Annotated in this window: 25 protein-coding genes; 8 read left to right on the plus strand and 17 right to left on the minus strand. The window is 62.1% G+C overall.

All coding sequences use genetic code 11. The annotated features are described in order from the left end of the window. Nucleotides 1-56 precede the first annotated feature (56 nt). Nucleotides 57-842 (minus strand): DUF1194 domain-containing protein, encoded by a 786-nt coding sequence (locus tag RG540_RS22860; RefSeq protein ID WP_041363825.1) that lies wholly within the window; start codon nucleotides 840-842, stop codon nucleotides 57-59. Between the two features lie 205 nt (nucleotides 843-1,047). On the opposite strand from RG540_RS22860, the gene RG540_RS22865 reads away from it, so the two are divergent. After that, nucleotides 1,048-1,446 carry a GFA family protein gene (locus RG540_RS22865; RefSeq protein ID WP_041363827.1) on the plus strand — a complete coding sequence of 133 codons (399 nt, stop codon included), beginning with the start codon at nucleotides 1,048-1,050 and terminating at the stop codon, nucleotides 1,444-1,446. Here RG540_RS22865 and RG540_RS22870 read toward each other — a convergent pair whose 3' ends face one another. Then, on the minus strand, nucleotides 1,447-1,911 hold the full coding sequence (locus tag RG540_RS22870; protein ID WP_051909698.1) for a GNAT family N-acetyltransferase: 465 nt from the start codon (nucleotides 1,909-1,911) through the stop codon (nucleotides 1,447-1,449). Nucleotides 1,912-2,048: 137 nt separating this feature from the next. Here RG540_RS22870 and RG540_RS22875 point away from each other — a divergent pair, with 137 nt between their 5' ends. Continuing rightward, the gene (locus RG540_RS22875) at nucleotides 2,049-2,285 is read left to right on the plus strand and encodes a hypothetical protein (RefSeq protein WP_040123933.1); all 237 of its coding nucleotides are present in this window, start codon (nucleotides 2,049-2,051) and stop codon (nucleotides 2,283-2,285) included. 43 nt (nucleotides 2,286-2,328) lie between these two features. On the opposite strand, the gene RG540_RS31450 is transcribed toward RG540_RS22875, so the two are convergent. The 9 genes from RG540_RS31450 to RG540_RS31215 form a co-directional block, all read right to left on the minus strand. After that, nucleotides 2,329-2,487, minus strand: a complete 159-nt coding sequence (locus RG540_RS31450) for a YqaE/Pmp3 family membrane protein (protein WP_041363828.1) — start codon at nucleotides 2,485-2,487, stop codon at nucleotides 2,329-2,331. A gap of 67 nt (nucleotides 2,488-2,554) precedes the next feature. Then, complete coding sequence (locus RG540_RS22885; RefSeq protein ID WP_041363830.1) at nucleotides 2,555-3,757, minus strand: acyl-CoA dehydrogenase family protein; 1,203 nt, start codon at nucleotides 3,755-3,757, stop codon at nucleotides 2,555-2,557. A gap of 10 nt (nucleotides 3,758-3,767) precedes the next feature. Then, nucleotides 3,768-4,925, minus strand: coding sequence for an acyl-CoA dehydrogenase family protein (locus tag RG540_RS22890; RefSeq protein WP_041363832.1), 1,158 nt, complete (start codon nucleotides 4,923-4,925; stop codon nucleotides 3,768-3,770). Between the two features lie 228 nt (nucleotides 4,926-5,153). Then, a complete protein-coding gene (locus RG540_RS22895) occupies nucleotides 5,154-5,996 on the minus strand; it encodes a p-hydroxycinnamoyl CoA hydratase/lyase (protein ID WP_041363834.1) in 843 nt (280 codons plus the stop codon). A gap of 26 nt (nucleotides 5,997-6,022) precedes the next feature. Beyond that, complete coding sequence (locus RG540_RS22900) at nucleotides 6,023-7,468, minus strand: NAD-dependent succinate-semialdehyde dehydrogenase (RefSeq protein WP_041366222.1); 1,446 nt, start codon at nucleotides 7,466-7,468, stop codon at nucleotides 6,023-6,025. 48 nt (nucleotides 7,469-7,516) lie between these two features. Then, nucleotides 7,517-9,658, minus strand: a complete 2,142-nt coding sequence (locus RG540_RS22905; protein ID WP_244446744.1) for an acetate--CoA ligase family protein — start codon at nucleotides 9,656-9,658, stop codon at nucleotides 7,517-7,519. A gap of 12 nt (nucleotides 9,659-9,670) precedes the next feature. Continuing rightward, nucleotides 9,671-10,534: a p-hydroxycinnamoyl CoA hydratase/lyase gene (locus tag RG540_RS22910; RefSeq protein ID WP_046599283.1), complete on the minus strand. Its 864-nt coding sequence runs from the start codon at nucleotides 10,532-10,534 to the stop codon at nucleotides 9,671-9,673. 114 nt (nucleotides 10,535-10,648) lie between these two features. Continuing rightward, the gene (locus tag RG540_RS22915) at nucleotides 10,649-11,377 is read right to left on the minus strand and encodes an SDR family oxidoreductase (RefSeq protein ID WP_041363836.1); all 729 of its coding nucleotides are present in this window, start codon (nucleotides 11,375-11,377) and stop codon (nucleotides 10,649-10,651) included. Nucleotides 11,378-11,404: 27 nt separating this feature from the next. Next, the gene (locus tag RG540_RS31215; protein ID WP_051909702.1) at nucleotides 11,405-12,196 is read right to left on the minus strand and encodes a helix-turn-helix transcriptional regulator; all 792 of its coding nucleotides are present in this window, start codon (nucleotides 12,194-12,196) and stop codon (nucleotides 11,405-11,407) included. A 124-nt stretch (nucleotides 12,197-12,320) separates the two neighbouring features. Here RG540_RS31215 and RG540_RS22925 point away from each other — a divergent pair, with 124 nt between their 5' ends. Next, on the plus strand, nucleotides 12,321-12,854 hold the full coding sequence (locus RG540_RS22925) for a VOC family protein (RefSeq protein ID WP_041363837.1): 534 nt from the start codon (nucleotides 12,321-12,323) through the stop codon (nucleotides 12,852-12,854). A gap of 171 nt (nucleotides 12,855-13,025) precedes the next feature. Here RG540_RS22925 and RG540_RS22930 read toward each other — a convergent pair whose 3' ends face one another. Then, nucleotides 13,026-14,204 (minus strand): alpha/beta hydrolase family protein, encoded by a 1,179-nt coding sequence (locus RG540_RS22930; protein ID WP_041363838.1) that lies wholly within the window; start codon nucleotides 14,202-14,204, stop codon nucleotides 13,026-13,028. 81 nt (nucleotides 14,205-14,285) lie between these two features. Then, the gene (locus RG540_RS22935) at nucleotides 14,286-15,506 is read right to left on the minus strand and encodes an FAD-dependent monooxygenase (protein ID WP_041363839.1); all 1,221 of its coding nucleotides are present in this window, start codon (nucleotides 15,504-15,506) and stop codon (nucleotides 14,286-14,288) included. Between the two features lie 465 nt (nucleotides 15,507-15,971). On the opposite strand from RG540_RS22935, the gene RG540_RS22940 reads away from it, so the two are divergent. The 5 genes from RG540_RS22940 (at nucleotide 15,972) to RG540_RS22960 (ending at nucleotide 21,062) form a co-directional block, all read left to right on the plus strand. After that, the gene (locus RG540_RS22940) at nucleotides 15,972-16,418 is read left to right on the plus strand and encodes a tripartite tricarboxylate transporter TctB family protein (RefSeq protein WP_051900268.1); all 447 of its coding nucleotides are present in this window, start codon (nucleotides 15,972-15,974) and stop codon (nucleotides 16,416-16,418) included. Nucleotides 16,419-16,421: 3 nt separating this feature from the next. Beyond that, nucleotides 16,422-17,927, plus strand: coding sequence for a tripartite tricarboxylate transporter permease (locus RG540_RS22945; protein WP_041363841.1), 1,506 nt, complete (start codon nucleotides 16,422-16,424; stop codon nucleotides 17,925-17,927). A 34-nt stretch (nucleotides 17,928-17,961) separates the two neighbouring features. Further along, nucleotides 17,962-18,945, plus strand: coding sequence for a Bug family tripartite tricarboxylate transporter substrate binding protein (locus tag RG540_RS22950; protein WP_041363842.1), 984 nt, complete (start codon nucleotides 17,962-17,964; stop codon nucleotides 18,943-18,945). 72 nt (nucleotides 18,946-19,017) lie between these two features. Beyond that, nucleotides 19,018-19,995: a Bug family tripartite tricarboxylate transporter substrate binding protein gene (locus tag RG540_RS22955; protein ID WP_041363843.1), complete on the plus strand. Its 978-nt coding sequence runs from the start codon at nucleotides 19,018-19,020 to the stop codon at nucleotides 19,993-19,995. 83 nt (nucleotides 19,996-20,078) lie between these two features. Next, nucleotides 20,079-21,062 carry a Bug family tripartite tricarboxylate transporter substrate binding protein gene (locus tag RG540_RS22960; RefSeq protein WP_041363845.1) on the plus strand — a complete coding sequence of 328 codons (984 nt, stop codon included), beginning with the start codon at nucleotides 20,079-20,081 and terminating at the stop codon, nucleotides 21,060-21,062. Nucleotides 21,063-21,166: 104 nt separating this feature from the next. On the opposite strand, the gene RG540_RS22965 is transcribed toward RG540_RS22960, so the two are convergent. From RG540_RS22965 to RG540_RS22980, 4 genes are all read right to left on the minus strand, one after another. Continuing rightward, nucleotides 21,167-21,979, minus strand: coding sequence for a class II aldolase/adducin family protein (locus RG540_RS22965; protein WP_080725054.1), 813 nt, complete (start codon nucleotides 21,977-21,979; stop codon nucleotides 21,167-21,169). Nucleotides 21,980-22,005: 26 nt separating this feature from the next. Further along, complete coding sequence (locus RG540_RS22970) at nucleotides 22,006-22,980, minus strand: 2-hydroxyacid dehydrogenase (protein WP_051909704.1); 975 nt, start codon at nucleotides 22,978-22,980, stop codon at nucleotides 22,006-22,008. Between the two features lie 108 nt (nucleotides 22,981-23,088). Further along, entirely contained in the window at nucleotides 23,089-24,687 is a 1,599-nt protein-coding gene (locus RG540_RS22975; protein WP_041363847.1) for a thiamine pyrophosphate-dependent enzyme, read from the minus strand. Between the two features lie 71 nt (nucleotides 24,688-24,758). After that, complete coding sequence (locus RG540_RS22980; RefSeq protein WP_051909705.1) at nucleotides 24,759-25,988, minus strand: amidohydrolase family protein; 1,230 nt, start codon at nucleotides 25,986-25,988, stop codon at nucleotides 24,759-24,761. Nucleotides 25,989-26,005 lie beyond the last annotated feature (17 nt).

The following is a 26,005-nucleotide window of genomic DNA, read 5'->3' on the forward strand; positions in this document are numbered from 1 at the left end:
GAACTCGGAAAGCGTGAGAAATGTTCCGGACATGCAGGAGCGGGAGAACGAACGGGTCAGCGGTCGAACAGGTCCTGCCATTGCTTTTCCCCGACCAGGCAGTCGCTGGACGGCTGGTTGCTGGCTGCCTTCTGCACGATTGCGGGCGGCATGAGTCCGCTGATCTCTAGGACCAGCTTGCGGCGTACCGCCACGGCAAAATCCTCGATTTTGTGAACCGGCAGCACGAAGGAGCCGGGTCCGCCGATGACGCAGTCGCCGTAATATTTGTCGAGCCCGCCAGGTGCGCCCGAGGGCCGCAGCATGATCGCCAGCCCGTTGATGATGATGCCCGCCTCCATGGCCTTGTTGCGGGCCGGGACGACGGGATTGCCGGAATTGTTCGGCCCGTCGCCGGAAATGTCGATCACCTGCCGAGCGCCGCGATAGGAATTGGCGACAATCATCGTTGCCCCTTGGGCGATTGCCGCGGAGATCGAGGTGCGGCGCTGGGTAACGATCGGCCGGGCTTCGAGCTTGGCAGCGAAATTGATCGCGTCCTGTTCGTTTTCGATCACTGTCCAATCGATGACCGATTCCGGCACGACGTCGCCGGCCCATTCGAAATAGCTCACTGCGATGCGACCGTTCAGTCCGGTCTTTACCGCTGCGATGAATTCCCTGTGCTTGAGCGCCTCGACATAGCCCTCGCGCTGGACGCTGACTTCCTCGTAATCCATGGAGCGGGACGTATCGACCGCGAGAACCAACTCCACATCGACTTCGCCTCCCTTTTGCTGCGCGACCATCGGGGCGGTGGCAGCGGCGGAAAGGCTGATGAGCATCGCGAGTGTTGTAAGCATTGGCAATCCAATCACTGCGTTATCGATTGCTTAAAACTGTAACACAGCGCCGATGCAGGGCGACTCCGCTCCGCGTGCCTCCCTTCAATTTTCGGTGATAAGCCTTTATTCCGCAGCCACTCCACGTAATCTGCCATGGCGGCCGCGGCTGCATCGACGGCGCCGGGAGTGCGCCTATCAACGGGTATCTGGGCGGGATCATGCGATGACGAGGTTAACCGGCAAATGTTTTTGCGGCGCAGTCGCCTACGAAGTGGAGGACGCCTTCGTTTACGCGGCCAATTGCCATTGTTCGGATTGCCGCCGCACTACCGGCTCTGCCTTCAAGCCCTTCGCCGGCATCGAACGGCAGAAATTTGCGGTGGTAAAGGGTGAAGACGGCTTGCTGATCTTCGGGGATGCCGAAAATCATGACGCCCATTGCAAGACCTGCGGTTCGCTTCTCTATTCGCGGGTGCGGGAGGCGGCCTGGGTGCATGTGGCGATGGGCACGCTGGTCGATGCCCCGGCAATCCGGCCGTCACACCATATCTTCGTCGGCTCGAAAGCGCCCTGGTACGAGATCACCGACGACCTGCCGCAATATCAGGGTCATAAGGGATAGCTATTCCAGGCCGGCCAGCGCCTTCAGCTTCGGGCCTTCGAGTCGATAGAAGATCCGGTCTTCCTTCCGGTCGCCGCCAAGCTCGTCGTAGAATTTCAAAAGCCGCTCATTGGCCCGCGCCGCCGTCCAGTCGATGCGGCCGAAACCGCGCTCGACTGCCAGCCCTGCCAGCCGCTTCATCAGCGCGGCGCCGATATCGCGGCCGCGCTCTGACCCCGCGACATAAAGCTCCTTGAGGAAAAACCCGGGCTGCAGGCCGGGTCCGGGATAGATGGCGGCAAATGCCGCAGCGGCGATGATGCGGTCAGTCTCGGCAACCAGGAATTCGGTCTGCGGAGGACGGTTGAGAATCCCGCTCAGGATCGCTTGGCGCGGCGGGCAGAAGACACCGTAATAGGCCTGCATCTCCTCAAAGAGGCAGGCCAGTTCCTCTGCGTCGGCGGGTTGGAAAAAGCGAATATTCATAAACTGGACCCGTTGAAACCGAGCCACTATTCCGGTGCCGCAAACCTGTGTCAACTTGGGGTATGGGCTATTTCCGGCAGCCGCTGTTGACTTCAAGGCGCGCATATCGACAGAGTGGCGCCGAAGAAGGAACCGCCATGTCCAGGTCAGAAAAATTCATCGTGCTGCCGTTCAAGAAAGTGCGGGGCAACGTGACGCCTGGCGAGATGCGCGTGGCTTCGAATGCCGCTTCTGCCGAGAAGATCGCCCGCGCCATGGCTGACCGCTTCGTCGGCGTCGCGGCGTACTCTGTTCAGGTCGATATGGAAAGCGGCGACATGTCCGATCCGCGTATCCTCTGGCAGACAGGCGAAATCGCCGATATCGCCGCCTAGAGGCTTTAGCCGTTATCCTCGTCGATACGCGCTTCGATCCCGGCTATTTGCGGAGGATCACCCACAGCGCATGCACGATGCCCGGCAACCAGCCGCAGAGGGTGAGCAGGATGTTTAGCCAGAATTGCAGGCCAAGGCCGACCTGAAGAAACACGCCGAGCGGTGGCAGGATGAAGGCGAGCAGAATGCGGATGATATCCAACGGGCGTTCTCCGGGTTGATGGGTTCGGCCGGTAACGCGCTGGATGGGATATGGTTTCAGGAGACGCTCATCTCAGCAGCGTCTTTGCGATAATCTCCAGCTGAATCTCGTTGCTGCCGCCGAAAATGCTCTGGGAGCGGGAATTGAAATAGACGGCGGAGGCGACCGTGCGCTCTTCATCGATGTCGCTTTCCTCCGGCAGCTCGTGCAGCGGCCGGTGTTCTTCAAAGCGCAGCGCATCGGGGCCGAGGATCGAGGCAGCCAATTCGGCGATCGACTGGCGGATGCGGCTGCGCTCGATCTTCATCGTCGAGGACGGCACCGACCCCGGATTACCGCCCGCCTGGACCTTGGACATGGCGGAAAGCTCCAGCATGTCATTGGCGTCCACATCCGTGGCGATCTCGGCAAGGCGTGCCATGAACAGCGGATCGTCGATCATCGTTCGCCCGTCCGGCAGTGGCTGGGAGGCGAGCCGATGCAGGCGCGTCAGCATAGCCCGCAATACTCCGCCGGCGAAGGCGCCGCCCCGCTCGAATTCGAGCAGGTATTTGGCGATATCCCAGCCTTCGCCTTCCTCGCCGATGCGATCCGAGACCGGCACTTTCACGTCGTCAAAGAAGACCTGATTGAACTCGTGGGTGCCGCAGATCGAGCGGATCGGCCGGATGGTGACGCCCGGCGATGTCAGGTCGATCAGGATGAAGGTGATGCCCTCCTGCTTTTTGCCCGTGTCAGCCGTGCGTACCAGTGCGAACATCCGCGTGGCGTGATGCGCCAGGGTCGACCAGATCTTTGAGCCGTTGACGATGTATTGGTCACCGTCGAGCACCGCCCTGGACTTCAGCGAGGCAAGGTCGGAGCCGGAGCCCGGTTCGGAATAACCTTGAGCCCAGAGATCCTCACCACTCAGGATGCGCGACAGGTAGAAGCTTTTCTGCGCCTCGTTGCCGTAGCGCATGATGACCGGGGCGATCATCTTGATCGAGGCGCCGCGAAAATGTGGCTCGCCGGCCCGTTCACATTCCTGATCGAAGATGTAGCGCTCGGCGAGCGTCCAGCCGGTGCCGCCATATTGTTTCGGCCAGGATGGGGCGGCCCAGCCCTTGTCGTTGAGCTTCGCCTGCCATTTGAGGCCGATGGCGGGGTCGGCGAGGAAGCTGGGGTTTAGCCGCTCGGCGCGCTTCAAATCATCATCCAGATGGCCGTCGAGGAATGTCCGCACCTCGTTCCGGAACCGAACCTCTTCTTCCGTCATCAACAGATCCATGGAAATCTCCTCAGACGGGTTCACGCAGCAAGCTGCCGGAGAGCATGGCAGGATCGCGGATGATCTCGCCATAGCGCTTCAGGTGGTCCGCGGTGGTGCCAAACGTGTTTTCGATCGCATAGAGTCGGCGGAACCAGGCGCCGATCGGCATCTCTTCCGAAAAGCCCATGGCGCCATGCAGCTGGATCGCCTCCTGCGCGACAGAGCGGGAGATCTTGCCGATCTTCGCACGGGCGCCGGAAACGCCGCGGATGCGCATCGGGCGCGGCGCGTCGACGGAAAGCGTGGCGAGCAATGCCGAACCGCGGGCCTCCTGGCATTTCACCGCCATCTCGGCCATGCGGTGCTGCAGTGCCTGGAAGGCGGCGAGCGGCTTGCCGAATTGCACGCGCTCCCTGGTATAGGCAACGGTCGCGTCGATCAGCGCATCCATGATGCCGACCGCTTCCGAGGCGAGCGCCGCATTGACGCGGTCATGGGCCGCCTCGATTTCGAAGAGCGTATCGGCTGCGGCACCCAGCAGCGCCGAAGCGGGCACGGAGACATTGTCGAGGACGAGATCGCTGGCACGGCTGCCGTCGACGAGTTTCACTTCGGTGCGGGTCAGACCGGCAGCATCCCCAGGCACGACGAACAATTTTACTATCCCATCGAGCTTGGCCGAGACCAGAAAGATATCCGCGAAGGAGCCGCCGGCAACCAGCGGCTTTTCACCGGAGATGCGATAGATCTCGCCGCTGGGGGTCGCGGTGGCGGCGATATTGCCGAGGTCAAAACCGCTCTGCCGCTCGGCATGGGCGAGCGCCGGACGCGACGTACCAGCGATCAGGCCGCCGAGGATCTCGGCTCTCTGCTCTTCGGAGCCAAGCTTTTCGACTAACCCGCCGGCGAGAATGATGGATGCGAGATAGGGCTCGACCACCAAAGCGCGGCCAATTGCTTCCATGATCAGCGAGATTTCCACCGCGCCGCCGCCAAGCCCGCCGTTCTCTTCGGCAAACGGCAGCGCCAGCCAGCCGAGATCGGCCATCTCGGACCAGATGCCGGCATCGAAGCCGGTCTCCGACGCGACGATCTTGTTGCGCTTCTCGAAGTCGTAGCGATCCTTCAGGAACCGCTCGGCGCTTTCCTTCAACAGAAGCTGCTCGTCCGAATAGTTCAGGTCCATGATTGGGTCTCGTGGTTGGATGAAGTGAGGCGGCGCGGCAAACTCCCAGATCTCCCCTTGATGTCACCGGAGGTGACAGAGGGGGCCGCGTCGCGAACTCAACTGCAGAAGAGCGTGCCGCGGCACTCCCCTCTGCCCTGCCGGGCATCTCCCCCTCAAGGGGGGAGATCGGCTTGCCGCTCCGCTCCACGCCTCCATCCGCTTTGTGAGTCTGACGCGCGGAAGCCCTCACTCCTCGCGCTTGTAAGCCCCATGCCCCGGGCGATAGGTCTTCGTGTCAAGAAACTGCGACAGCCCCTTTTCGCGGCCCTTTTCAGGGTCGACGAACGTCGTCTGGTCGGCCTTGGCGGTCAGGTATTCGGCCGACTCTTCCCAGGTCATCTCGCGCACGTATTTATAGGCCATGCGGGCCTGGCGGAGCACGGTCGGGTTCTTTTCGAGGAGCACGCGGGCGATCTCGACGGTGCGCTCGCGAAGCTTGTCGCCCGGCACCGCCTCGTTCACCAGGCCGAGTTGCTCGGCCATCTTGCCGCCGAACTTTTCGCCGGTCATGACGTAATACATCGCCTTGCGGTCGTTCATCAGCGTCGAGATCGCCTTGGAGACGACGCCGCCGGGGATGACGCCCCAGTTAATTTCCGACAGGCCGAAGACGGCGTCTTCGGAGGCGATCGCAAGGTCGCAGCAGATCAGCGGCGTGAAGGCGCCGCCAAAACACCAGCCGTTGACCATGGCGATGGTCGGCTTGGCGTAGTGCATCAGAAGGCGCCATTGCCAGGCGCGGGTGGAGCGATAGGCGCGCATCCGCTGGATGTCGGAGCCGCCGTCGGTCGCGCGGAAGAAGTCCTTGAGGTCCATTCCGGCGGAAAAGGCTTCGCCTTCGCCGGTGAGGATCACGACGCCGGCGCGGTCGTCGATTTCAAGCGCGTCGAGTACCCGGATCATGTCTTCGGCAAGGCCGACGCTCATGGCGTTGCGCTTGTCCGGGCGGTTCAGTTTCACCCAGGCAATGCCGTCTTCGAATTCGACCTTGACGTTCTCTCCGCCCAGATCGCTTGCTTCAATGGTCATCATGTTCTCCTAAAAGGTCCGGGACCTTATGACAGGCTGGTCATTTTGGTGACGAGATAGGCGTCCATGCCCTCGGTGCCGCCTTCGGAGCCGTAGCCGCTCTGCTTGACGCCGCCGAACGGCGTTTCGGCCATCGAGATGAAGTTGTTGTTGATGCCGACCATGCCGGCTTCGAGTGCGTCGCTGACCATCGCCGCGGTCTGGCTGGACCGGGTGAAGGCGTAGGAGGCAAGGCCGTAGGGCAGCCGGTTGGCCTGTTCGATCACCTCGTCGAAGGAGGTGAAGCGGGCAGTGACCGCGACCGGGCCGAAAGGCTCGTCATTCATGATGATCGCGTCCTGCGGCACGTCGGCGAGAACCGTCGGCTGGAAGAAATAACCGCGATTGCTGCCGCGCTCGCCGCCGGCCTTCACCTTGGCGCCACGCTGCACGGCATCGGCGACCATGCGCTCCATCGCCGGCACGCGGCGGCTGTTGGCAAGCGGCCCCATTTGGCTCGACGGGTCGAGACCGTCGCCGATTTTCAAGGCCGAAGCCGCCTTGGCAAAACCGTCGACGAACTTGTCGTGGACGCTGTCATGTACGTAGAACCGGGTCGGCGAAATGCAGACCTGGCCGGCATTGCGGTATTTCGCGTGCACCATGACGCGGATCGCGTGGTCAATATCGGCATCTTCGAAGATCAGCACGGGGGCGTGACCGCCAAGTTCCATCGTGGCGCGCTTGACGCCGGCTTTCGCGGCGAGGACGGCGAGATGCTGGCCAACGGCTGTCGAGCCGGTGAAGGTGATCTTGCGGATGCCGTCTGCGGCAATCAGGTGTTCGGAGACATCCGCCGGCTTGCCGTGCACGACGTTCAGCACGCCGTTCGGCAGGCCGGCATCTTGCAGCGCCCGGGCGATTTCGAGCACGGTCGACGGCGTCTCTTCCGAAGGCTTGATGACCATGGTGCAGCCGGTCGCAAGCGCTGCGGAAATCTTGCGGGCAGGAATAACGCCCGGGAAATTCCAGGGCGTGAAACCGGCGACGGCCCCGACCGGTTCCCTCGTGACCATCCAGCGGGCGCCGGGCACGCGTGAAGGCACGATACGGCCATAGGTACGGCGGCCTTCGTCGGCGGTCCAGTCGAGAATGTCGGCCGAGATGTGCACTTCCGGGATCGCTTCGCCGATCGGCTTGCCCTGGTCGAGCACCATGCGCCGGCCGATCTCGTTCGCCCGTTCGCGCAGCAGATCAGCCGCCTTGCGGATGATCTTGGCGCGGTCGAAGGCGGTCATCGCCTTCCATGCCTTGAATTCGCGGGTCGCGGCTGCGACGGCTCGCTCGAGATCCGCCGGCGTTGCGTGCGGCAAGGCGCCGATTGCCTCGCCGGTCGCAGGATTTATGACGTCCTCGATAACCCGGCCTTCCGCGCCGAGCCATTCGCCATCCACGAAAAGTTTCAACTCACCATAAGAATGGGTCTGCGTCACGGTTTCCTCCCTCGCGGCGACCATAAAAAACGGCAGGGGGCAATGCCCTCAGCGCACCACGAATAGCGCGTCGAGAGCCAAAGCCCCGTCCCCCTCGCCATAGACAACGAGCGGATTGATATCGACTTCGACAATCTGAGGCTCCGAGCGCATCAGCGCGCCGAGCTTGACGACCACGTCGGCAATTGCTTCGACATCGCGCGCCGGCTGGCCGCGAAAGGCCCCGAGCAGCTTCGATGCCTTCAGCTTGTGGATTTCGGCGATCGCCCGCTCGCGGCTGATATCGGCCGGCAGCAGGCGAGCATCGGCGAGAGCCTCGATCCAGACGCCGCCGAGGCCAACGAGTACGACCGGACCCCATTGCGGATCGCGCTTGGCGCCGACCACCATTTCGAGGCCCTGGCGCGCCATGCCCTCGATCAGCACGCCGTCGAGCTTGAGGCCCGGCTTGTGCTTGGCAATGCTGGCATACATCTTTTCATGCGCCGCCCGAAGTGCCGCCTCGTCGGCGATATTGACGATGACGCCGCCGGCATCGCTCTTGTGGGCGAGTTCGGCCGCCTGCGCCTTCATGACCACCGGATAACCGACATCGGCTGCGATCGTCGCGGCCTCGTCGGCGGATTTTGCCAAAGCGCCCTTCGGGATGTGGATGCCGAGATCGGTAAGGATCCGCTTGCCTTCATACTCGACCACAAGGCCGGAGGGCGGCAGTTTGCCGATCCGTTCGCCTTCCGGCGCCCGGTCGTTGGTGGCGGCGAGCGCAGCCGCATAATTCATCACCACCGCCATGGCGCGCATGGCGCGTTCCGGCGAGCGGAAGAACGGAATGCCGCTGTCGCGCACCGCCTTCATGAAGGTCGGGTCGAGCGGATAGTCATCGCCGACGATGTTGAGGATGACCGGCTTTGTCGCGGTCGCGGCGACCGGAATGATGGCGTCCGACTTCTTGATCTGCATCGGCGGCGAGCCGCCCGCGTGCGACAGGAAGACGATCCCCACATTCGGATCCTTCAGCATGGATGCCGTGGACGTTCCGAAAATACCGGGATTGGAGAAGCCGGTGGTGCCGATGTCGAACGGGTTGTCGACATGCACATAGGGCGGCACCTGCGTGGTGAGCTCCGCATGCACCTCTTCCGACAGTGTCGCGATCGGCAGGCCGACGCGTTCGCAGAAATCGAAGCAGAGACCGCGGATGGCGCCGGAATTGGTGACGATGCCGGCTTCACCCGGCGGCGGCGACGGATAACGGGCAAGGATCGCGGTGACGTCGAATAGTTCGTCGGTCGTCTCGACCAGCGCGACGGCTTCGTTGCGGACGGCGGCCTGCATCAGCGCGTGGTCGCCGGCCAGTGCGCCGGTATGCGATTGCGCCGCCTGCTTGCCGCGCTCGCTGGAACCCGGATGCAGCATGACGATCGGCTTGCCGAGTTCGCGGGCGCGCCGGGCGACGGCGAGAAACTTCTGAGGATTCTTGATCTGCTCGACATAGACCGCGACGACGGCGTTGTCCTTGTCCTCGATCAGCCAGCCGACCAAGTCCTCGGCAGCGATCACCGCCTCGTTGCCGGTGGCGATCACATAGGAAACCGCGATTTCGCGCGAATGCATGGCGAAGCGGATATTGGCCGCCGTCGCACCGCTCTGGGCGACGATGGCGACTCTGGAGCGCTCGCCGACGCCGCGCAGGTCGACCGGCTCGAAAGTCAGCGGAATGCCGTCGACATAGTTGGTATAGCCCATGCAGTTGGGTCCGAGCATCGCCATGCCCGCCTTGCGGCAGATCTCAGCAAGCTCATTCTGCTGCTGGCGGCCTTCCTCACCGGCTTCGGCGAAACCGGAAGAGTAGACGATGACGCCCGCCACATCCCGCTCGACGCAGGCAAGAACCGAGTCCCTGATCGCCACCTGTGGCACGATGAGGATCACCACGTCGACGCCCTTGGGCAGGTCGCCGATGGTCTTCACGCAGGGGCGACCGTTGATCTCGCCGCGCGAACGGCTGACGAGATGCAGGTCGCCGGCATATTTGAAGAGTTCGAGATTGGCGAGCACGCCGCCGCCGATCGAGGCGGGATCCGGCGACGCGCCCACGATCGCGATCGATCGTGGGCGCAGCAGACGGTCAAGATCGAACGGCTTGGCCGGATCGAGCGTCTTGGGAGCGGTGGTCATCGTATCAGCCATGGGAGCCACTTCTTAGTCGCGACGGTAGGCACCGAGGCCCGGGCGGAAGGATTTCTCGTCCAGGAACTGGCTCATGCCGGTATTGCGGCCGTTTTCCGGGTCGCGGAGTTCCGTCTGATCGGACTTCGCCATCAGATATTCGCCGGCCTGTTCCCAGGTGAGATCGCGGGTGAAACGGCAGGCGGTCTTGGCCTGGCGCAGCACGAAGGGGTTCTTGCCGATCAGCGTCATGGCGAGCTTGCGGGTCTCGGCCTTCAGCTCGTCCGGCGAAACGGCCTTGTTGACCAGCTTCATGTCGGCAGCCTGCTGGCCGGTGAAGGTTTCCCCGGTCATGATGTAATACATCGCGTCGCGGAAGCTCATCGTCTCCAGCACCGACTTGGTGACGATGCCGGCGGGGATGATGCCCCAGTTGATTTCAGAAAGGCCGAAGATGGCGTCTTCCGAGGCGATGGCCAGGTCGCAGCCGACCAGGAACTGGAAGGCGCCGCCGAAACACCAGCCGTTGACCATGGAGATGGTCGGCTTCGGGAAATACATCATCCGGCGCCACTGCCATGCGGCGTTCGCCCGGAACAGGCGTTCGCGCTGGATCGGCGGCACCTTGTCGGTGGCGCGGAAATATTCCTTCAGGTCCATGCCGGCCGAGAAGGATTCGCCGGCGCCGGTGACGACCATCACCTTGCAGCGGTCGTCTTCTTCCAGCGCATCCATGATCGCGTTCATTTCCCAGACGATGCCCGGGTTGATGGCGTTGCGCTGCTTCGGACGGTTGAGCGTCACCCAGGCGATGCCCTCGTCGAAATCCACGGTAACATATTCGCCCCACTTGCCATTGTTCTGGCCGGCGGCAGCGGATTCGGTCTGGTTTTCCATAGCAAATTCTCCCTACTGGGGAAATGGATATCAGGGACCCGAATATGCGTCAAGCGGCTTTCAGTCTCAGGCCTGGCGAAAAGAAAGCCGTTTGACGTCGTGCTGACCCGATGCTTAACCGCGGCCGAGGAATGGCATTTCGACCGGCAGGATGATGCTCTCGTAAAGGTTCACGTCGTCCGGCAGCGTCGCCATCAGCACGACGATCCGTGCCACATCCAGAGGCATCATCGTTGCGGGACGGACCTTGTCGGTGATGCCGGGAACCAGCGAACTGACCGTCGAGCCCGGATGCACCATGGAGACCGCAATGCCGTGCTCGCGGCCGTCGACGGCGAGCGAACGGGTAAGGCCCTCGAGCGCGAACTTGCTCGCCGTATAGGCGGCGGTATGGCCGCGCGGAACTTTGGACGACAGGCTGCCCATGTTGATGATCCGGCCGCGCTTCTGTTCCTGCATGATGACGAAGGCGGCGCGGCTGCAATAGAAGACCGAGTGCAGGTTGGCACCGATCACCTCGTGCCAGCGCTCGTTGGTGAGCTTTTCGACCGGCGTATGATCGGCGATGCCGGCATTGTTGATCAGGATGTCGAGCCGGCCGTATTTTTCCTTCACCGTGACGAACAGCTTTTCGACCTGCGCGTCATCGGTGACGTCGGTCTGGACGACGAACGCATGGCCGCCGTCGGCTTCGATCTCGGCCGCCAGTTTTTCAAGCTTGTCGGCGCTGCGGGCGGCAAGCACGGTGAAGGCACCCTCAGCGGCAATCGCCTTGGCGATGCCCCAGCCGATGCCCGAACTGGCGCCGGTGACGATGGCAATACGGTCCTTGATCGAAATCATTTGAAACTTCTCCCCTGATTAATACGCTTAGGCGCGTGAAATTCCTTCATAAAGCGCTTCGAGCCCGCGCCGGTCGCTGACCCCGAGCTTGCGATAGGCACGCTGACGGTAGGTGACGATACTCGAAAGCGCGAGCCCGACCTTTTCGGAAATTTCCCGATGTGTGCGGCCGAGTAGCAGGCCGGCGGAAACCTCTGCCTCACGGCCCGAAAGTGCAAACCCCGCCTGCAGCAGCCGCCCGGCGATCTCCTGCTGCGGCGGATGCAACGGTGCCGTCTGCGGCCTGCCTTGGAGCCGCACATGCTTGACGACCATGGCCATCAGCAGCGGCGCGGAGGCTTCCAGCCGTTCGACCGCGGAGAGCGGGAACGGGCCGCTTTCGCGGGTGCGATAGAGGCTGGCGAAGATCCGCGGCTCCTCCGAATGATAGATGGTCAGGCGTTCCAGCACATGGGCGCGCTCGTAACAGTCTCGGCGGTATTCGGGATCGCGGATGCCGTTCCAAGCCTGGCGCACCACCTGCACCTTGGCAAGTCCGGGGCCTCCGTTCAGCATCTGGCGGGTCACCCGGTCGCGTAGCCAATAACGGCGGGCATAGTCGAGCGAGGCGCGCTCGGCAAAGCCCGGAATGGTCGAGTGATAACCGCAGGCGAAGAGATAGGTGAGCGACCCGTCTTCCTCGGCCTGGAAGGCGGAACAGAAATCGGTGCCGGCGATGCCGCGCAGGGTTTCCAGCAATTTTTCGGGAAAGCCGGGCTCGCCGACCTCGTCCACGAGGGCAGCCATGACGGCCACGTTGTCTCCATCAAGCGCAGGCATTGACGCCTCCAGGGTTGAGAATAAATCCGTCGTGGGCATGTCCACCTGCAAGGTGGACATGGGAGGGTCGGCAAGGGCCTACCATCACGGCCAATGCAACAAGCCTGGATATGGAGGAACCACCATGGTTGACGCACCAAAGCTTCGCAAACTCTATCACTTTTCCTACCCCTGCCGCGATGGCGAGGAGACTCGCAAGTTCTACGAGGACCTGCTTGGCCTGCCGCTGGTCAATTGCATGACCGCCGACAAGGTGCCGTCGACGGGCGAAGAAAAGCCCTACGCGCATTTCTTCTTCGAAATGGGCGACGGCTCCTACATGGCCTTCTTCGACCTCGGCGAAAACGCCATGCCGCTTCCCTCGCCGAACACGCCGGACTGGGTCCAGCACTTCGCGATGGAAGTCGATTCCGTCGAAGAGGTTCTTCAGATGAAGAAGCGTCTTCAGGATGCCGGCGTGAAGACCACCGACGTCATCGACCACGAGTTCATCAACTCGATCTACTTCTTCGACCCGAACGGCCTTCGCCTCGAAGTGACGGCCCGCACGGAAGAGCCGGGCTATCTGGAACAGGCGGCTTCGGAAGCCCATGACGCCATGAAGGCATGGGTGAAGAAGAAGGCCGGGATGATTGCGGCGAAGTCGGCTGCGGCTTGAGGTAGCCAATCGGGGACCGGACGAATGGCCGGTCCCCGATCCCGCCGTGAAGGCGGGAGATGAAATCGGAGCACCACCGATCCAGCCTTGACGGTGGTGCTTTTCATTAAAGCTCACGGTCAAACCTCCCGATGATCCGGAGCCCGCCCCCGACAAGCTCCGGCTTGTCTTTCAAGACAACAACCCCTGCCGCCTGCTCCAGTCGATCACCCGGTCGATGCAGGCTTTTAAGAGCTCCGGCTGGCCGAGGTAATAGTGGGTCGCGTGCGGGATGGTCATGTATTCCTTGTTCTCGGTGGCGAGCGCCGCCCGGATCGTCGGATTGTGTGTCGCCGGGACCGCCTCGTCGGCATTGTTCTCGATCTGCAGCACCGGCGAGCGCTTGATCAGCGCCGCGTTCATCGGACCCTTGGCATTCGACAGGTCGTAGCTCCACTGGGATAGCCACGAGCGCAACGTCGTGAAGCGGGCGAGCCCGACCGGGCCGACATTGACCGTGCGCGGATCACCCATATAGCTCTTGCCGATCGGCCGGTCGTTCGGGTCGATCGTGCCGTCGAACCAGCGCACGTCGCACATAGTGCGGTGGACGACGAAGGCGCGTTCCTGCTCGAACGAGCCGCGGCGCTTCAACTCCGCCAGCATGTCGAGCGCCCAATGGGTAATCTTGCGGTTGCGGGCGACCTGGGCCGCCCGAAACCGCTGGATGAATTCCGCCGAATAGGGCGGCTGGTGCGGGCAGTCCGGCGAATAGATGTCGAATTCCGGGTCGCGCAGATCCGGGTCCAGTTCGTCGAGAACCGACGGGTCGAGCCATTCGGTCAACGTTTCGGCACGCGACAGGTGGGCGGCGATGAAGATCACGCCGTCGGCCGGCTTCAGGCCCACTTCGACGAGGTTGACCTCGTCGCCGGCCGGCGTGTGGGTGATCGTCGGGTTTTCCGCCTGTGCCTGGTAGAACAGCGATAGCGAACCGCCGCCCGACCAGCCGACCAGCACCACCTTCTCGTAACCAAGCTCGCCGCGGGCATAATCGAGCCACTTGCCGAGGTCGATCGCCACCTTTTCCATGATCAGAGCGGTATCGTTCTTCGGATAACGGCTTGCGGCGCAAAGCACGTGCAGACCGGCGTCCGCCAGCGCCGTCGGCATCGGCAGGAGCTGCAGCGTCGAGGTTGGATGCATGAAGACATAGACCGTCTTCGACGGCGCACCGGCGCCGCGCAGAAGCTGGCCCTCCAGGTTGACCCTGCCGGAATTGCCGGCAAAGCCGTAGGTCTCAGTATATTTCGCGGTCTCCGGAAAGGAGACGATCAGCGGGATCCGCTGCCATTCCGCCTTGGTGGTCATGGTGTCCTACCCATTATGCTTCGCCCGCTCGGCCGACGGAACCGGCGAGCAGGCTTTCCAGATTGAGCTGCGAATATGCCCCTAGGCAACCGCTTCCGGCGACCTGGTTCCCGCCACGACCGGCACCGAGGTGGCGTCGTAGGTGAACAGCCATTCGTAGCGCTGCTTGACCTTGTCTTCCTGCCATTCGGCGTTGACGTAGTCCTCGGCGAGCTTCGGATCCTTCAGCGCGGCATTGTGGAAACGGCTGAGATTGCCTTCGGCGCCGCGGACGATCTTGCCGGTGCGCTCGACGCGGGCCGCCTCGTAACCGGCGAAGGCCGCTTCGTAATTGCCGTTGTTCTCGGCAAGCGCGCGGGCGAGCACGAAACCGTCCTCGATCGCCATCACCGCGCCTTGCGCGAGGAAGGGCAATGTCGGATGGCACGCGTCTCCGAGCAGCGTCACGCGGCCGCGGGTCCAGTCGTCCATCGGCGGGCGCAACATCAGGGCCCATTTATAAGGCACGTCGATTGCCTTGATCATCGTGCGGATGTCTTCATGCCAGCCTTCATAGTCGGCAAGGCACTCTTCCACGGTGCCCGCGACCGACCAGGATTCGACCTGCCAGTCGGCGCGCTCGACGACCGAGACGTAATTCATCAGCTTGCCGCCGCGCAGCAGGTACTGGATGACGTGGCCGCCGGGGCCGATCCAGTTGGTGCCGACCGGGCGCAGCATGCGTTCCGGCAGGCGCTCGACCGGGATGACGCCGCGCCAGGCGACGATGCCGGTGAATTTCGGGTCGTCGCGGCCAAACAGCGTCTCGCGGATCTTCGAATGCACGCCATCGGCGCCGACCACGATGTCGGAGGTCGCGGTGGTGCCGTCAGCGAAGGTGATCGTCGCGCCCTTGTCGTCCTGGGTGATCCCGACGCATTTCTTGGAGAGCTTGATCGCATCAGGCTTGATGCGGCGCACGCCTGCGGCCAGCGTCTGGTGCAGGTCGTTGCGATGGATGGTTATGTAAGGGAAGCCGTAACGCTCGATCGACAGCGGGCCGAGGTCGAACAGTTTCCAGGTCTGCCCGCTGTTCCAGAGGCGAATCTCCTTGCCCTCCGCCTGAGCGGCGATCGACATGATGTCGTCCTCGAGCCCGAGCGAAAACAGGATTCGCGTGCCATTGGCGCTGACCTGAACGCCGGCGCCGACTTCTTTCAACTCGACCGCCTGTTCGTAGACATCAACGTCAAATCCTTGGCGGAGCAGCGACAATGCCGCTGTCAGACCACCAATTCCGCCTCCCACAACAGAAATCTTCATTTTGTATCCTTTGAAATGCTGGCGACCAATCTCTCCGGTGCGCCCGCGCCTGTCAACTATTTTTGATAAAGTATAATTGACTTTGTTAAAAACCAATTTCATATCTGCCACACTGAAGCATGCGGGCAGGTCCTTGGAGGAAGATGCTCACATCTCAGAGTTTCAATACCCGGTTCAAAAACAGGAAAGAATGTCACCGATTACACCTGCGATATCTGGTTTCCTGATATTATTGCGATAAGATCGAAAACGCCGGATAGCTGTGGTATCTGGTGGACAGAGGACAGCGGAATTCGATTGACTGACAAGAGGAATACTCTTGTATATAGTCAAATCTAGTTGCCTATAGACGAATTCAAGGCGGCGAGGTCGAGGCGCGGTCCGAGGAGCATGCATAATGACGGTTTGGCTGACGCCCAAGGGTGGCCAGATCGCTTCAACAGTCAGGTTTTCAGGGAGGAAACCATGGTAATCAAAAGTCCGCAGGATTTCGGCGCGGGCATCTTGTTCATCCTTTTCGGCGCGATCGGCCTCTTTGTCGGCTCGGACCTCACCTTCGGTTCCGCCCGCAACATGGGTCCTGGCTATTTCCCGATGATCATCTGCGGCCTGATCGCCCTGATCGGCGTGATCGTCACGGTAAAGTCGCTGGCGATCGAAGGCCCGGCCATCGAACGCATCCAGTTCCGCCCGATCATCTTCATCCTGCTGGCGATTGCCGCCTTCGGCCTGCTGATCGCCCAGATCGGCGCGGTGATCTCCTCGATCCTGCTGATCATGTTCGCTGCCTATGCGCGGCGCGGCGTCAATCTCGTCGAGACGGTGATCTTCGCGGTCACGACCGCGGCATTGGTCGTCATCATCTTCGTCTATGGCCTCGGGCAGCCGATGCCCGTCTGGTGGGGCAGGTAAGCAATGGAAGTTTTTGAACACCTCGCAACCGGCTTCATGGCGGCGGGCTCGCTGGAAAATCTGATGTTCTGTCTGATCGGCACCGTTCTCGGCACGCTGATCGGCGTTCTCCCTGGCATCGGACCCATCCCCGCGCTCGCCATCCTCCTGCCGATCACCTTCGGCCTCGATCCGCTGTCGTCGCTGATCATGCTCGCCGGCATCTACTACGGTGCGCAGTACGGCGGTTCGACCACCTCGATCCTGGTCAACATGCCCGGCGAGGCATCCTCGGTGGTCACCTGTATCGAAGGTCACCAGATGGCCCGCAAGGGCCGCGCCGGTGCAGCACTCGCGATCGCCGCTCTCGGCTCGTTCTTCGCCGGTACGGTCGGTACGGTCTTCATCGCCGCCTTCGGCCCGCCGCTCGCTTCGATCGCCCAGCAGTTCAACTCGCCGGACTATTTCGCGCTGATGCTGCTCGGCCTCGTCATGGCGATCGTGCTCGCCCACGGCTCCGTCCTCAAGGCGGTCGCCATGGTCCTGATGGGACTGCTGCTCGGGCTCGTCGGCACCGATATCAACACCGGTCTCACCCGCTACACGTTCAGCCTGTCGGGTCTCTGGGAGGGTATCGACTTCCTGCCGCTGGTTCTCGGTCTCTTCGGTATCGTGGAAATCATCCGCAACCTTGAAAACCCGCCGCCGCCGCGCGAAACGATCAGCACCCGCATGCGCGATCTGTGGCCCAACAAGCAGGAATTTCGGGACTCTATTCCGGCGGTCCTGCGCGGCACCGGCCTCGGCTCGATCCTCGGCATCCTGCCGGGCGGGGGCGCGGTTCTCGCCTCCTTTGCCAGCTACACGCTGGAAAAGAAGATCTCCAAGAACCCCCGCAAGTTCGGTCACGGCGCCGTGGAAGGCGTCGCAGGTCCGGAATCGGCCAACAACGCCGCTGCCCAGACGTCATTCATCCCGCTCCTGACGCTCGGCATTCCGTCGAACCCGATCATGGCGATCATGATGGGTGCGATGATCATCCAGGGCATCCAGCCGGGCGCTGCCGTCATGACCACCCGTCCCGACCTCTTCTGGGGCATGGTCGCCTCGATGTGGATCGGCAACCTGATGCTCGTCGTCATCAACCTGCCGATGATCGGCATCTGGGTGAAGCTGCTGTCGGTTCCCTACCGGCTGCTCTACCCGGCAATCCTGCTGTTCTGCGCGATCGGCGTGTACTCGACCAGCACCGAACCGTTCATGATGGTTCTGATGATCGTCTTCACGGTGTTCGGTTACGTCCTTCACAAGCTCGGCTGCGAGCCGGCACCGATGGTGCTCGGTTTCATTCTCGGGCCGCTGATGGAGGAGAACCTCAGGCGTTCGCTGGTCATTTCGCGCGGCAACCCGTCGATCTTCATTGATCGCCCGATTTCCGCGACGCTTCTGGTCGCCACGCTTCTGATGATCGGCCTGATCGTCTTGCCGCAGTTCCGAAAGACACGCGAGGAGGCGTTTCAGGAGGAATAACACACATTCCGCAGCAGTTTTGGAGGAGGAGCCAATGACTGAACGACATCTGAAACTGACAAGACGCACGCTGCTTGCGGCGGCCACGATGGCCGCCGTTCTGCCGGGTGTCTCGTTCGCACAATCCAGCTATCCCAGCGCCACGATCACTTTCGTATGCGCCTTTCCGGCCGGCAGCGGCGCCGACGTTCTGGTCCGCTTCTTTTCCGAGAAGGTGGCGGCGGTCTCCAAGCAAACGGTGATCGTCGAGAACAAGCCGGGCGCCAACGGCAATATCGCCGCCGAATATGTCAGCCGCGCCAAACCCGACGGCTACACGGTCTACGTCCATTCCGGCACGTCGACCGCGGCCAACATGTCGTTGTTCAAGAAACCGTCGATCGACGTCACCCAGGCGTTGCGCGGCGTCCAGTTCATCAACAAGCAACCCTTCATGATCGCGGTCGCGGCCGACAGCCCGATCAAGGATATGAAGCAGCTTACCGAGCATCTGAAGGCCAAGGGCGGTGATGCCACCTACGGCTCAACGGCAACCTCGGGCAAGGTCCTCGCCGAAGTCTACCTGCAGCTCGCGGGGGTCTCGGCAACCGAAGTCGCCTACAAGACCGGCCCGGATTCCCTGAACGACATCACCAGCGGCCAGCTCGATTTCGCAGCGCTCGACCCGGTCTTCGCCCTCAGCCAGCAGCGCGAGGGGCGCTTGAGGCTGCTTGCGGTCGGCTCGCCGCAGCGCATGAAGTCGACGCCCGAGATTCCAGCCGTCAAGGAATACGGCCTCAATGTCGACCAGCTTGGATGGTGGGGTGTATTCGTGCCGGCCAAGACCCCGGACGATATCGTCATGAAGCTGAATTCGCTGTTCCAGGAAGTGCTCGACAAGCCGGAAACGGAAGCCTTCCTGAACAAGTTCGGCGGAGACGTCTACAAAGGTACGCCGAAGGAGGTCGACGAGCTTCTTGTGAAGACCGTCGAGGAGTGGCGTGGCTATGTGGCGCTTGCGAAGATTCCGCAAAACTGAGGCCTGTTCGACAGGCTTCACGGGAACCTTTTATGGGAATGACTGGGGCGTTCAAGGGAGGAACTTGTGCCGATGACCACTGAAATCTCACGCAGAAACCTGATGATGGCGACCACCGCCGTCGCGGCGCTCGCATCCTTTGGTGCATTCGCGCAGGGTGCCTATCCGAACGGCCAGATCACATTCGTCTGCGCCTTCCCGGCCGGCTCCGGCGCGGACGTTCTGGTCCGTTTCTTTGCCGAAAAGTTCGCCAAGGTCTCCGGTCAGATGGTGATCGTGGAAAACAAGCCGGGAGCTGCCGGCAACATCGCCGCTATGTACACCGCCCGCGCCAAGCCGGACGGATATACGATCTACGTCCATTCCGGCACCTCGACGGCGGCCAACATGTCGCTGTTCAAGGCGCCGCCGGTCGATGTCGTCAAGGAACTGCAGACGACGTCCTTCATCAACAAGCAGGCCTTCATGTTCGTCGTGGCTTACGACAGCCCGATCAAGGACATGAAGGCGCTGACGGAATCCCTGAAAAAGAAGGGCAACAACGCCAGCTACGCGACGGCTGCGACCTCCGGCAAGGTCCTCGGCGAAATCTACAAGCAGAAAGCCGGCGTCGACCCGGTCGAGATCAGTTTCAAGGACGCCAAGGATTCACTCAACGACATGCTGAGCGGCTCCATCGACTACGGCGTCCACGATCCCGTCTTCGCCCTGTCGCAGGCCAACGAAAAGCGTATCCGGATCCTGGCGACCGGTTCGCCGATCCGGCTGAAGTCGCTGCCCGACATCCCGACCGCCAAGGAACAGGGCTACGATATCGACCAGCTCGGCTGGTGGGGTTCTTTCGTTCCGAAAGCCACGCCGAAGCCGGTGGTCGACAAGATCAACGCGCTGTTCAACGAAATCCTGGCCCAGCCCGATACCGTCGCCTTCCTCGCGAAATTCGGCGGCGACGTCTATGTCGGCACCCCGGAAGAGGGCCAGGCACTGCTCGCCAAGACGGTCGAGGAGTGGAAGACGTATGTGGCCATGGCCAAGATTCCGCAAAATTAATCAACCGATTCGAAAGACCCTGTCGCCATAGTGCGGCAGGCCCTTTCGCAGGGACCCTTACGAACCGCCATAGGAGATGAAAAGTGACAAAATGGCTTAAGAAGATCGCCCAAGCCACCGCCGCCATGGCGATGCTGGCGGTCGCACAGATTGCAAACGTTACGCCCGCTCAGGCCGCTTATCCGGAGCAGACGGTCACCTTCGTCTGCGCCTTCCCGGCAGGTTCAGGCGCCGACGTTCTCGTCCGCTATTTTGCGGACAAGGTGTCCAAGATCGCGGGCGCCACGATCATCGTCGAAAACAAGCCGGGCGCACTCAGCAACATCGCTGCTGAATACACCTCGCGCTCCAAGCCGGATGGCTACACGATCTTCGTTCACTCCGGCAACTCGATCGCCGGTAACATGTGGATCATGAAGAAGCCGCCGATCGACGTCGGCAAGGACCTGATGACGATCGCGACCATCAACAAGCAGGCCTTCATGATCGCCGTCGCCAAGGACGCGCCCTACAAGGACCTGAAGGAACTGACCGCCGCCATGAAGGCAAAGGGCGACGGTGGCTCCTACGCCGTCAACGCCACCTCGGGCAAGGTCATGGCCGAAGTCTACAAGCAGAAGGCCGGCCTCGAAACCGTTTCCGTCCAGTACAAGACCGCTGCCGACTCGCTCAACGACATCACCAGCGGCGCAATGGACTTCGGTTCCTACGACCCAGTCTTCGCCCTCTCGCAGCAGCGCGAAGGCCGTTTCCGTCTTCTCGGCGTTGGTTCGCCGGAACGCATGAAGGGTGCTCCCAGCATTCCGACCCTGAAGGAACAGGGCTTTGACGTCGACCAGCTCGGCTGGTGGGGTGCCATGGTTGCCAAGGGCACGCCGGAAGACATCACCACCAAGATCAACGGCTGGTTCAACACCGTTCTGCAGCAGCCGGAAACCCAGAAGTTCCTGGCTGATCAGGGTGGCGACCCCTACATCTCTACCCCGGCCGAAGCCCAGGCTCTGATGATCAAGACGATCGCGGAGTGGAAGGACTACGTGGCGATCGCCCAGATCCCGCAGCAGTAAGACCTGCTGAAGCAGATAAAAAAGCCGGCGGAAACGCCGGCTTTTTTCGTTGCGGAGAATGACAGGAAGATCTGCCAGTTCCCGGCAAGCGGGCATTTCGGATGTCAATCGCGATAGCTCGGATCGATCCTATCCAGTTTTCGCAGCATCGCCGGCCATTCTTTCAGCCCCGGCTTGGCCGGCGACATCTCGTACATATGCGCGGTCAGTTCGGCGATCTTCTCTTGCGGGATCGTGAGGCCCTGCGGCTGGGCGGCCATGGCGGCGAGCTGGGCGCGGGCGGCCTTTTCCAGCCAGAAGGTCCAGACGAACGCCTCGCCGACGCTTTCGCCCGAGGTCAGCGTGCCGTGGTTCTTGAGGATCATGTTCTTGTGCGGGCCGAGATCGTGGATCAGGCGCTCCTGCTCTTCCATGTTGAGGGCTAGGCCCTCGTAGCCGTGATAGCCGATGCGGTTGTAGAAGAACATCGAATGCTGGGAGAGCGGCAAGAGGCCGCAATCGAGCATGGAAAGCGCCATGCCCGCCTCGGTATGCAAATGCATGACGCAGTTGAGCTCGTGGCGCGCCTTGTGCACGGCGTGGTGGATGACGAAACCGGCGCCGTTCACCGGATAGTCCGACTTGCCGATGATCTTCGCCTCGTGGTCGATCTTGACGAGGTTGCTCGCCTTGATCTCGTCGAAGGCCATCCCGAACGGATTGATCAGGAAGTGGTTTTCGGTGCCCGGGACGCGGGCGGAGATATGCGTGTAGATGAGGTCGTCCCAGCCGTAGAGTGCCGCGAGACGATAGGCGGCGGCGAGATCGACGCGGACGGCCCATTCCTCGTCGGTGACCGAGGCGCGGTCGAACTCGGTAATGACTTCGCCGGATTGGTCCTGTCCTGCCAGTCCGATGACGTGACGTTGAAATGCCATGTGACGTCCTCCCCAGAGTTCAAAGGCTAGAGTTCAAAAGCCCAGATTGCAATCGGAACCACCGGCGTCGGCAACGGCGTTCCCTTGAAAAACGCTTGGACATTCTCGACCAGCAAAAGGGCCATGGCGAGGCGAGTTTCCGCGGTAGCGCTGCCCTGGTGCGGCGTCATGATGACATTCGGCATCCACAGCAGCTTTTCTGAAACCCTCGGCTCGTTGGCGAACACGTCCAACGCCGCAAAGCCGAGCTTGCCGGTTCTGAGCGCCTCCACCAGCGCCGCCTCGTCGACGATCGAACCGCGCGAGACGTTGACCAGCGTGCCCTCGGGTCCGAGCGCCTCCAGCACTTCGCGGTTGACGATCTTCCTGGTGTCCTCGCCGCCGCGGCTGGCGACGACGAGAAAATCGCTCTCCGTCGCCATCGCGACGAGGTCCGGCATGTAGGTATAGGGGACAGGTTTCTGCCGTGGACCATGATACGAAACCCGCATGCGGAAAGCGGCGGCGCGTTCTGCAATCGCCGCGCCGATATTGCCGAGCCCGACAATGCCGATCGCCTTGTTCTTGAGCGACCGGCCGAGCGGAACTTTTGCCGCGATCGTCGTCCATCGGCCGTCGCGGATATATTGGGTCTGGGGCACGATATCGCGGGCGGAAGCCAGCATCAGCGCCATGGCGAGGTCAGCGACATCCTCGGTCAGCAGGCCCGGCGTATTGGAAATGCCGATGCCACGTGCCTTGACGGTCGGCATATGGATCGAGTCGATGCCGATGCCGTAACAGGCGACCAGCTTCAGGTCCGGGAATTTTGCGAGTATGTCCGCGTTGGCGCCGACGCCCGGATCGGTGACCAGCACCTGCACGCCCGGTATTTCGCTGCCTGCGGCTACGTCCGCGACCGACATTTGCCGCCCGCCCATGCCTTCGAGCGTCGAGACCACCGAAACCGGCAGGACCGCCGTCAGCACAACGATACGGATGGTTTTCTGGTCTGATGTCACGGAAACGATGCCCTCCCCGGATCGAAATCTTGGAGCCGACTTTATACGGCTCCCTGCCATGACGATAGGCCTTTTCGTCCATGTAGAACGGAATTCGTCATCGACGGATTACCCGTGGATGAACTTCCAGGGGCTTACTTCGCTTTCGAGCGACAGCGGCACTTCGATCAGCCACGGCCCGCCACGCGTAATCGCGGTCTCGATTGCCGTGCGGAGATCCTCCGGCGCGCTCACCCGGGCGAAATCCACATGGAAGGCGGCGGCGAGCTTGTCGAAATCGGGGTTCTTCAGCTCCGAGCCGATCAGCCGTCCGCCAAATGCTTCGCTCTGGTCGCGCTTCACGTTGCCGAAGGCGGAATTGTTGAAGACGACGGTGATGACGTCGATGCCGTATTGGGCGGCGGTCGCCAGCTCCTGGGCGGCGAACATGAAGCCGCCATCGCCTGATATCGATACGACCGGCACGTCCGACCGGGCGACCTTGACGCCAAGCGCGGTCGGAAAGCCGAAACCGAGTGTGCCCTGGAAGCCGGTCGAGATGAAGGTGCGTGGTTCGTAGACCGGATAGCAGTACCAGGAGGCGAAACCGGACTGGCAGACCTCTTCGACGAGGATGCCGTCATCCGGAAGGGCTGCGCGGATCGCTTGCAGATATTCGTAATGCGGCGAAATTTCCTGGATGGCTTGCGCCGTCTCCGCGCGCGCCTTTCGGATCGATTCCTGCCAATCGCTGGAAAGGGTCCGCGGCTTGATCTCGCCAAGCAGCGCTGTGAGGGAGGTCTTCGCCCGGCCGAGTACGCCGAGGGCCTCCGGTGTGCGGGTCAACTCCTCCGCGTCGATTTCCAGCCGCACCACCGGCACATCGGCTCTCGGCTTCCAGCGCCAGCTCGGCACCTCGAGCCGGGTGCCGATGCCGATGACGCAATCGACCGCCGGCCAGAGCTTTCGCGCTTCGGCAATGGTGAGGCCGAGTTCGTGGCGGTTGGAAACCACGCCGCGCCCGGAGCGAAAGCCGACCACCGGCGCATGCAGCATTTCCGCAAGCCGCAGCACCTCGTCGCGGGCCTCGAATGCGCCGGGGCCGACGAAGATCATCGGCCGTTCCGCCCTGCCGACCACAGCCGCCGCCTCATCGATCGCCACGTCGGCTATCGGATCCGGATGGTTTTCGAGCGGCCGGGCGATCTCGAATTCGCCCTCCGCCACGAACTGTTCCCAGGGCATTTCGACCGTCGCCGGGCCCGGTTTGAGCGAGCGCATCTCGCGAAACGCGTGGGCGATAGCAGCGGAAACATCCCCTGCCTTGTCGGCGCGTTCGGCGGACTTGGCGATGCCGGCTAGCACGGCGCGCTGGTCGCGCATCTCGTGCAGATGGCCGCGACCCTTGCCGAGAAACGCGGTCGGAACCTGCCCGGTCAGACACAGAACCGGCTCGTTGCAGCCCCAGGCAGTCAGAAGCGCAGCGCCCGTGTTGAGCACGCCCGGGCCTGGTACGACGGAATAGACACCGGGATTGCCCGAGGCTCGGGCATAGCCGAACGCCATGTAGGCGCATGTCTGCTCGTGCCGCGGCGTGATCACCCGCATGCCGTCGCGCTGGAAGGCGTCGAACAGGCCGTAGAGCTGGGCGCCCGGTATGCCGAAGACGGTATCCACATTGTGAGCGCGCAATGAAGCGACGATGGAATCGCCCCCGGTAGTGGTCATGTGAGATCGCCTTTTTGAATGAACGTTCGGAGCTTTGGCGGAGACGGTGCGTCCTGCCGATTTCCCCGCCCCTACAAACTCTTCCTTACCGTCGGGTCCAGATTGAACAACTTTGCCGCATTCAGCCCCAGGATATTCCGTTTCGCCTGCTCGCTCAGGAACGGCAGGTCGTAAATCTCCTGCGGCAGGTCGAAATCGAAATGCGGCCAGTCGGAAGCAAACAACAGCTGGCTCTCGGCGTTGATCATCTCCAGCGTCAATTGCAGCGCCTTCATGTTCACCGTTTCCATCGGCTGGGTGGTGTACCAGCAGTTTTCACGCATGTAGTCACTTGGCAGCTTTTTCAGCTGCGGCGCCTCGGAAGGGCGCATCAGGTACTGGTCGTCGAGCCGCTGCATCAGGAAGGGGATCCAGGCGAGCCCGCTTTCCACCCAGATGCTCTTCAGCTTCGGGAAACGCTCCGGAATGCCATTCAAGATCCAGTTGGTCATGTGCACCATGTTGCACCAGACGAAACCGAGCGCGTGCATGCCGAGGAAGCGGTTGATCGTCGCAAGCGACTGGTCCTGCCAGTGATAGGCGGCATGGAAGGCGATCGGCAGGTTGCGCTCCTCGAGCATCGCATAGATACGCATGTAGTCGTTGTGATGCACCGCCTTGTGGCGGACGGACGGAACGCAGAAGCCGATGACACCCGGCTGGCCGGAAAATTCCTCGATGGTGCGTTCCGCTTCCTTCGGCACGTTGAACGGCAGGTAGGCGAGCGTCTTCAGCCGGTCGTCCTTGGAGAGCACCTTGTCGATCAGCCAGCGGTTATAGGCGCGGCCGAGATAGACCTCCATTTCCGGCTGTGGATGCAGGCCGAGCGTCAGCATCGGCGTCGGAAACAGCACCATATAGTCGACGCCGAGCGCGCTCATCGCCCGCCGCGACAGCGTGATATCGCGATGCACCCCGTCCTCGACCTTTTCGCGGATGCCCGCCTGGTGCGGAATGCGGCCGCCGACATCCTGGTATTTGAGGCCCATGTCGCCGTTCAAACCGTAGGAGGCGGTGCCCATCTTCTCGTCGTGGAAGAGCATAGCCTGATGGCGGATGACCGGGTCCTCGATATATTGCACCAGTTCATGCCAGGAGATCGTCTCGGTGTGGTGGGCGTCCACGTCGCAGATCAGCCAGTCCTCGAAACCACGCTTCTTAGCGGCCCGGTTGGCATGGGCTAGAATGTCGCGCGTATCGGTGAAGACGTCGATCTGCTGCACCGGCAATTCGCGGGCGCGATCCTTGTTGGAAATATCCATGTTCGCTCTCCTCAGGC

The sequence above is a fragment of the Neorhizobium galegae bv. orientalis str. HAMBI 540 genome (assembly GCF_000731315.1).
GTDB lineage: Bacteria > Pseudomonadota > Alphaproteobacteria > Rhizobiales > Rhizobiaceae > Neorhizobium > Neorhizobium galegae.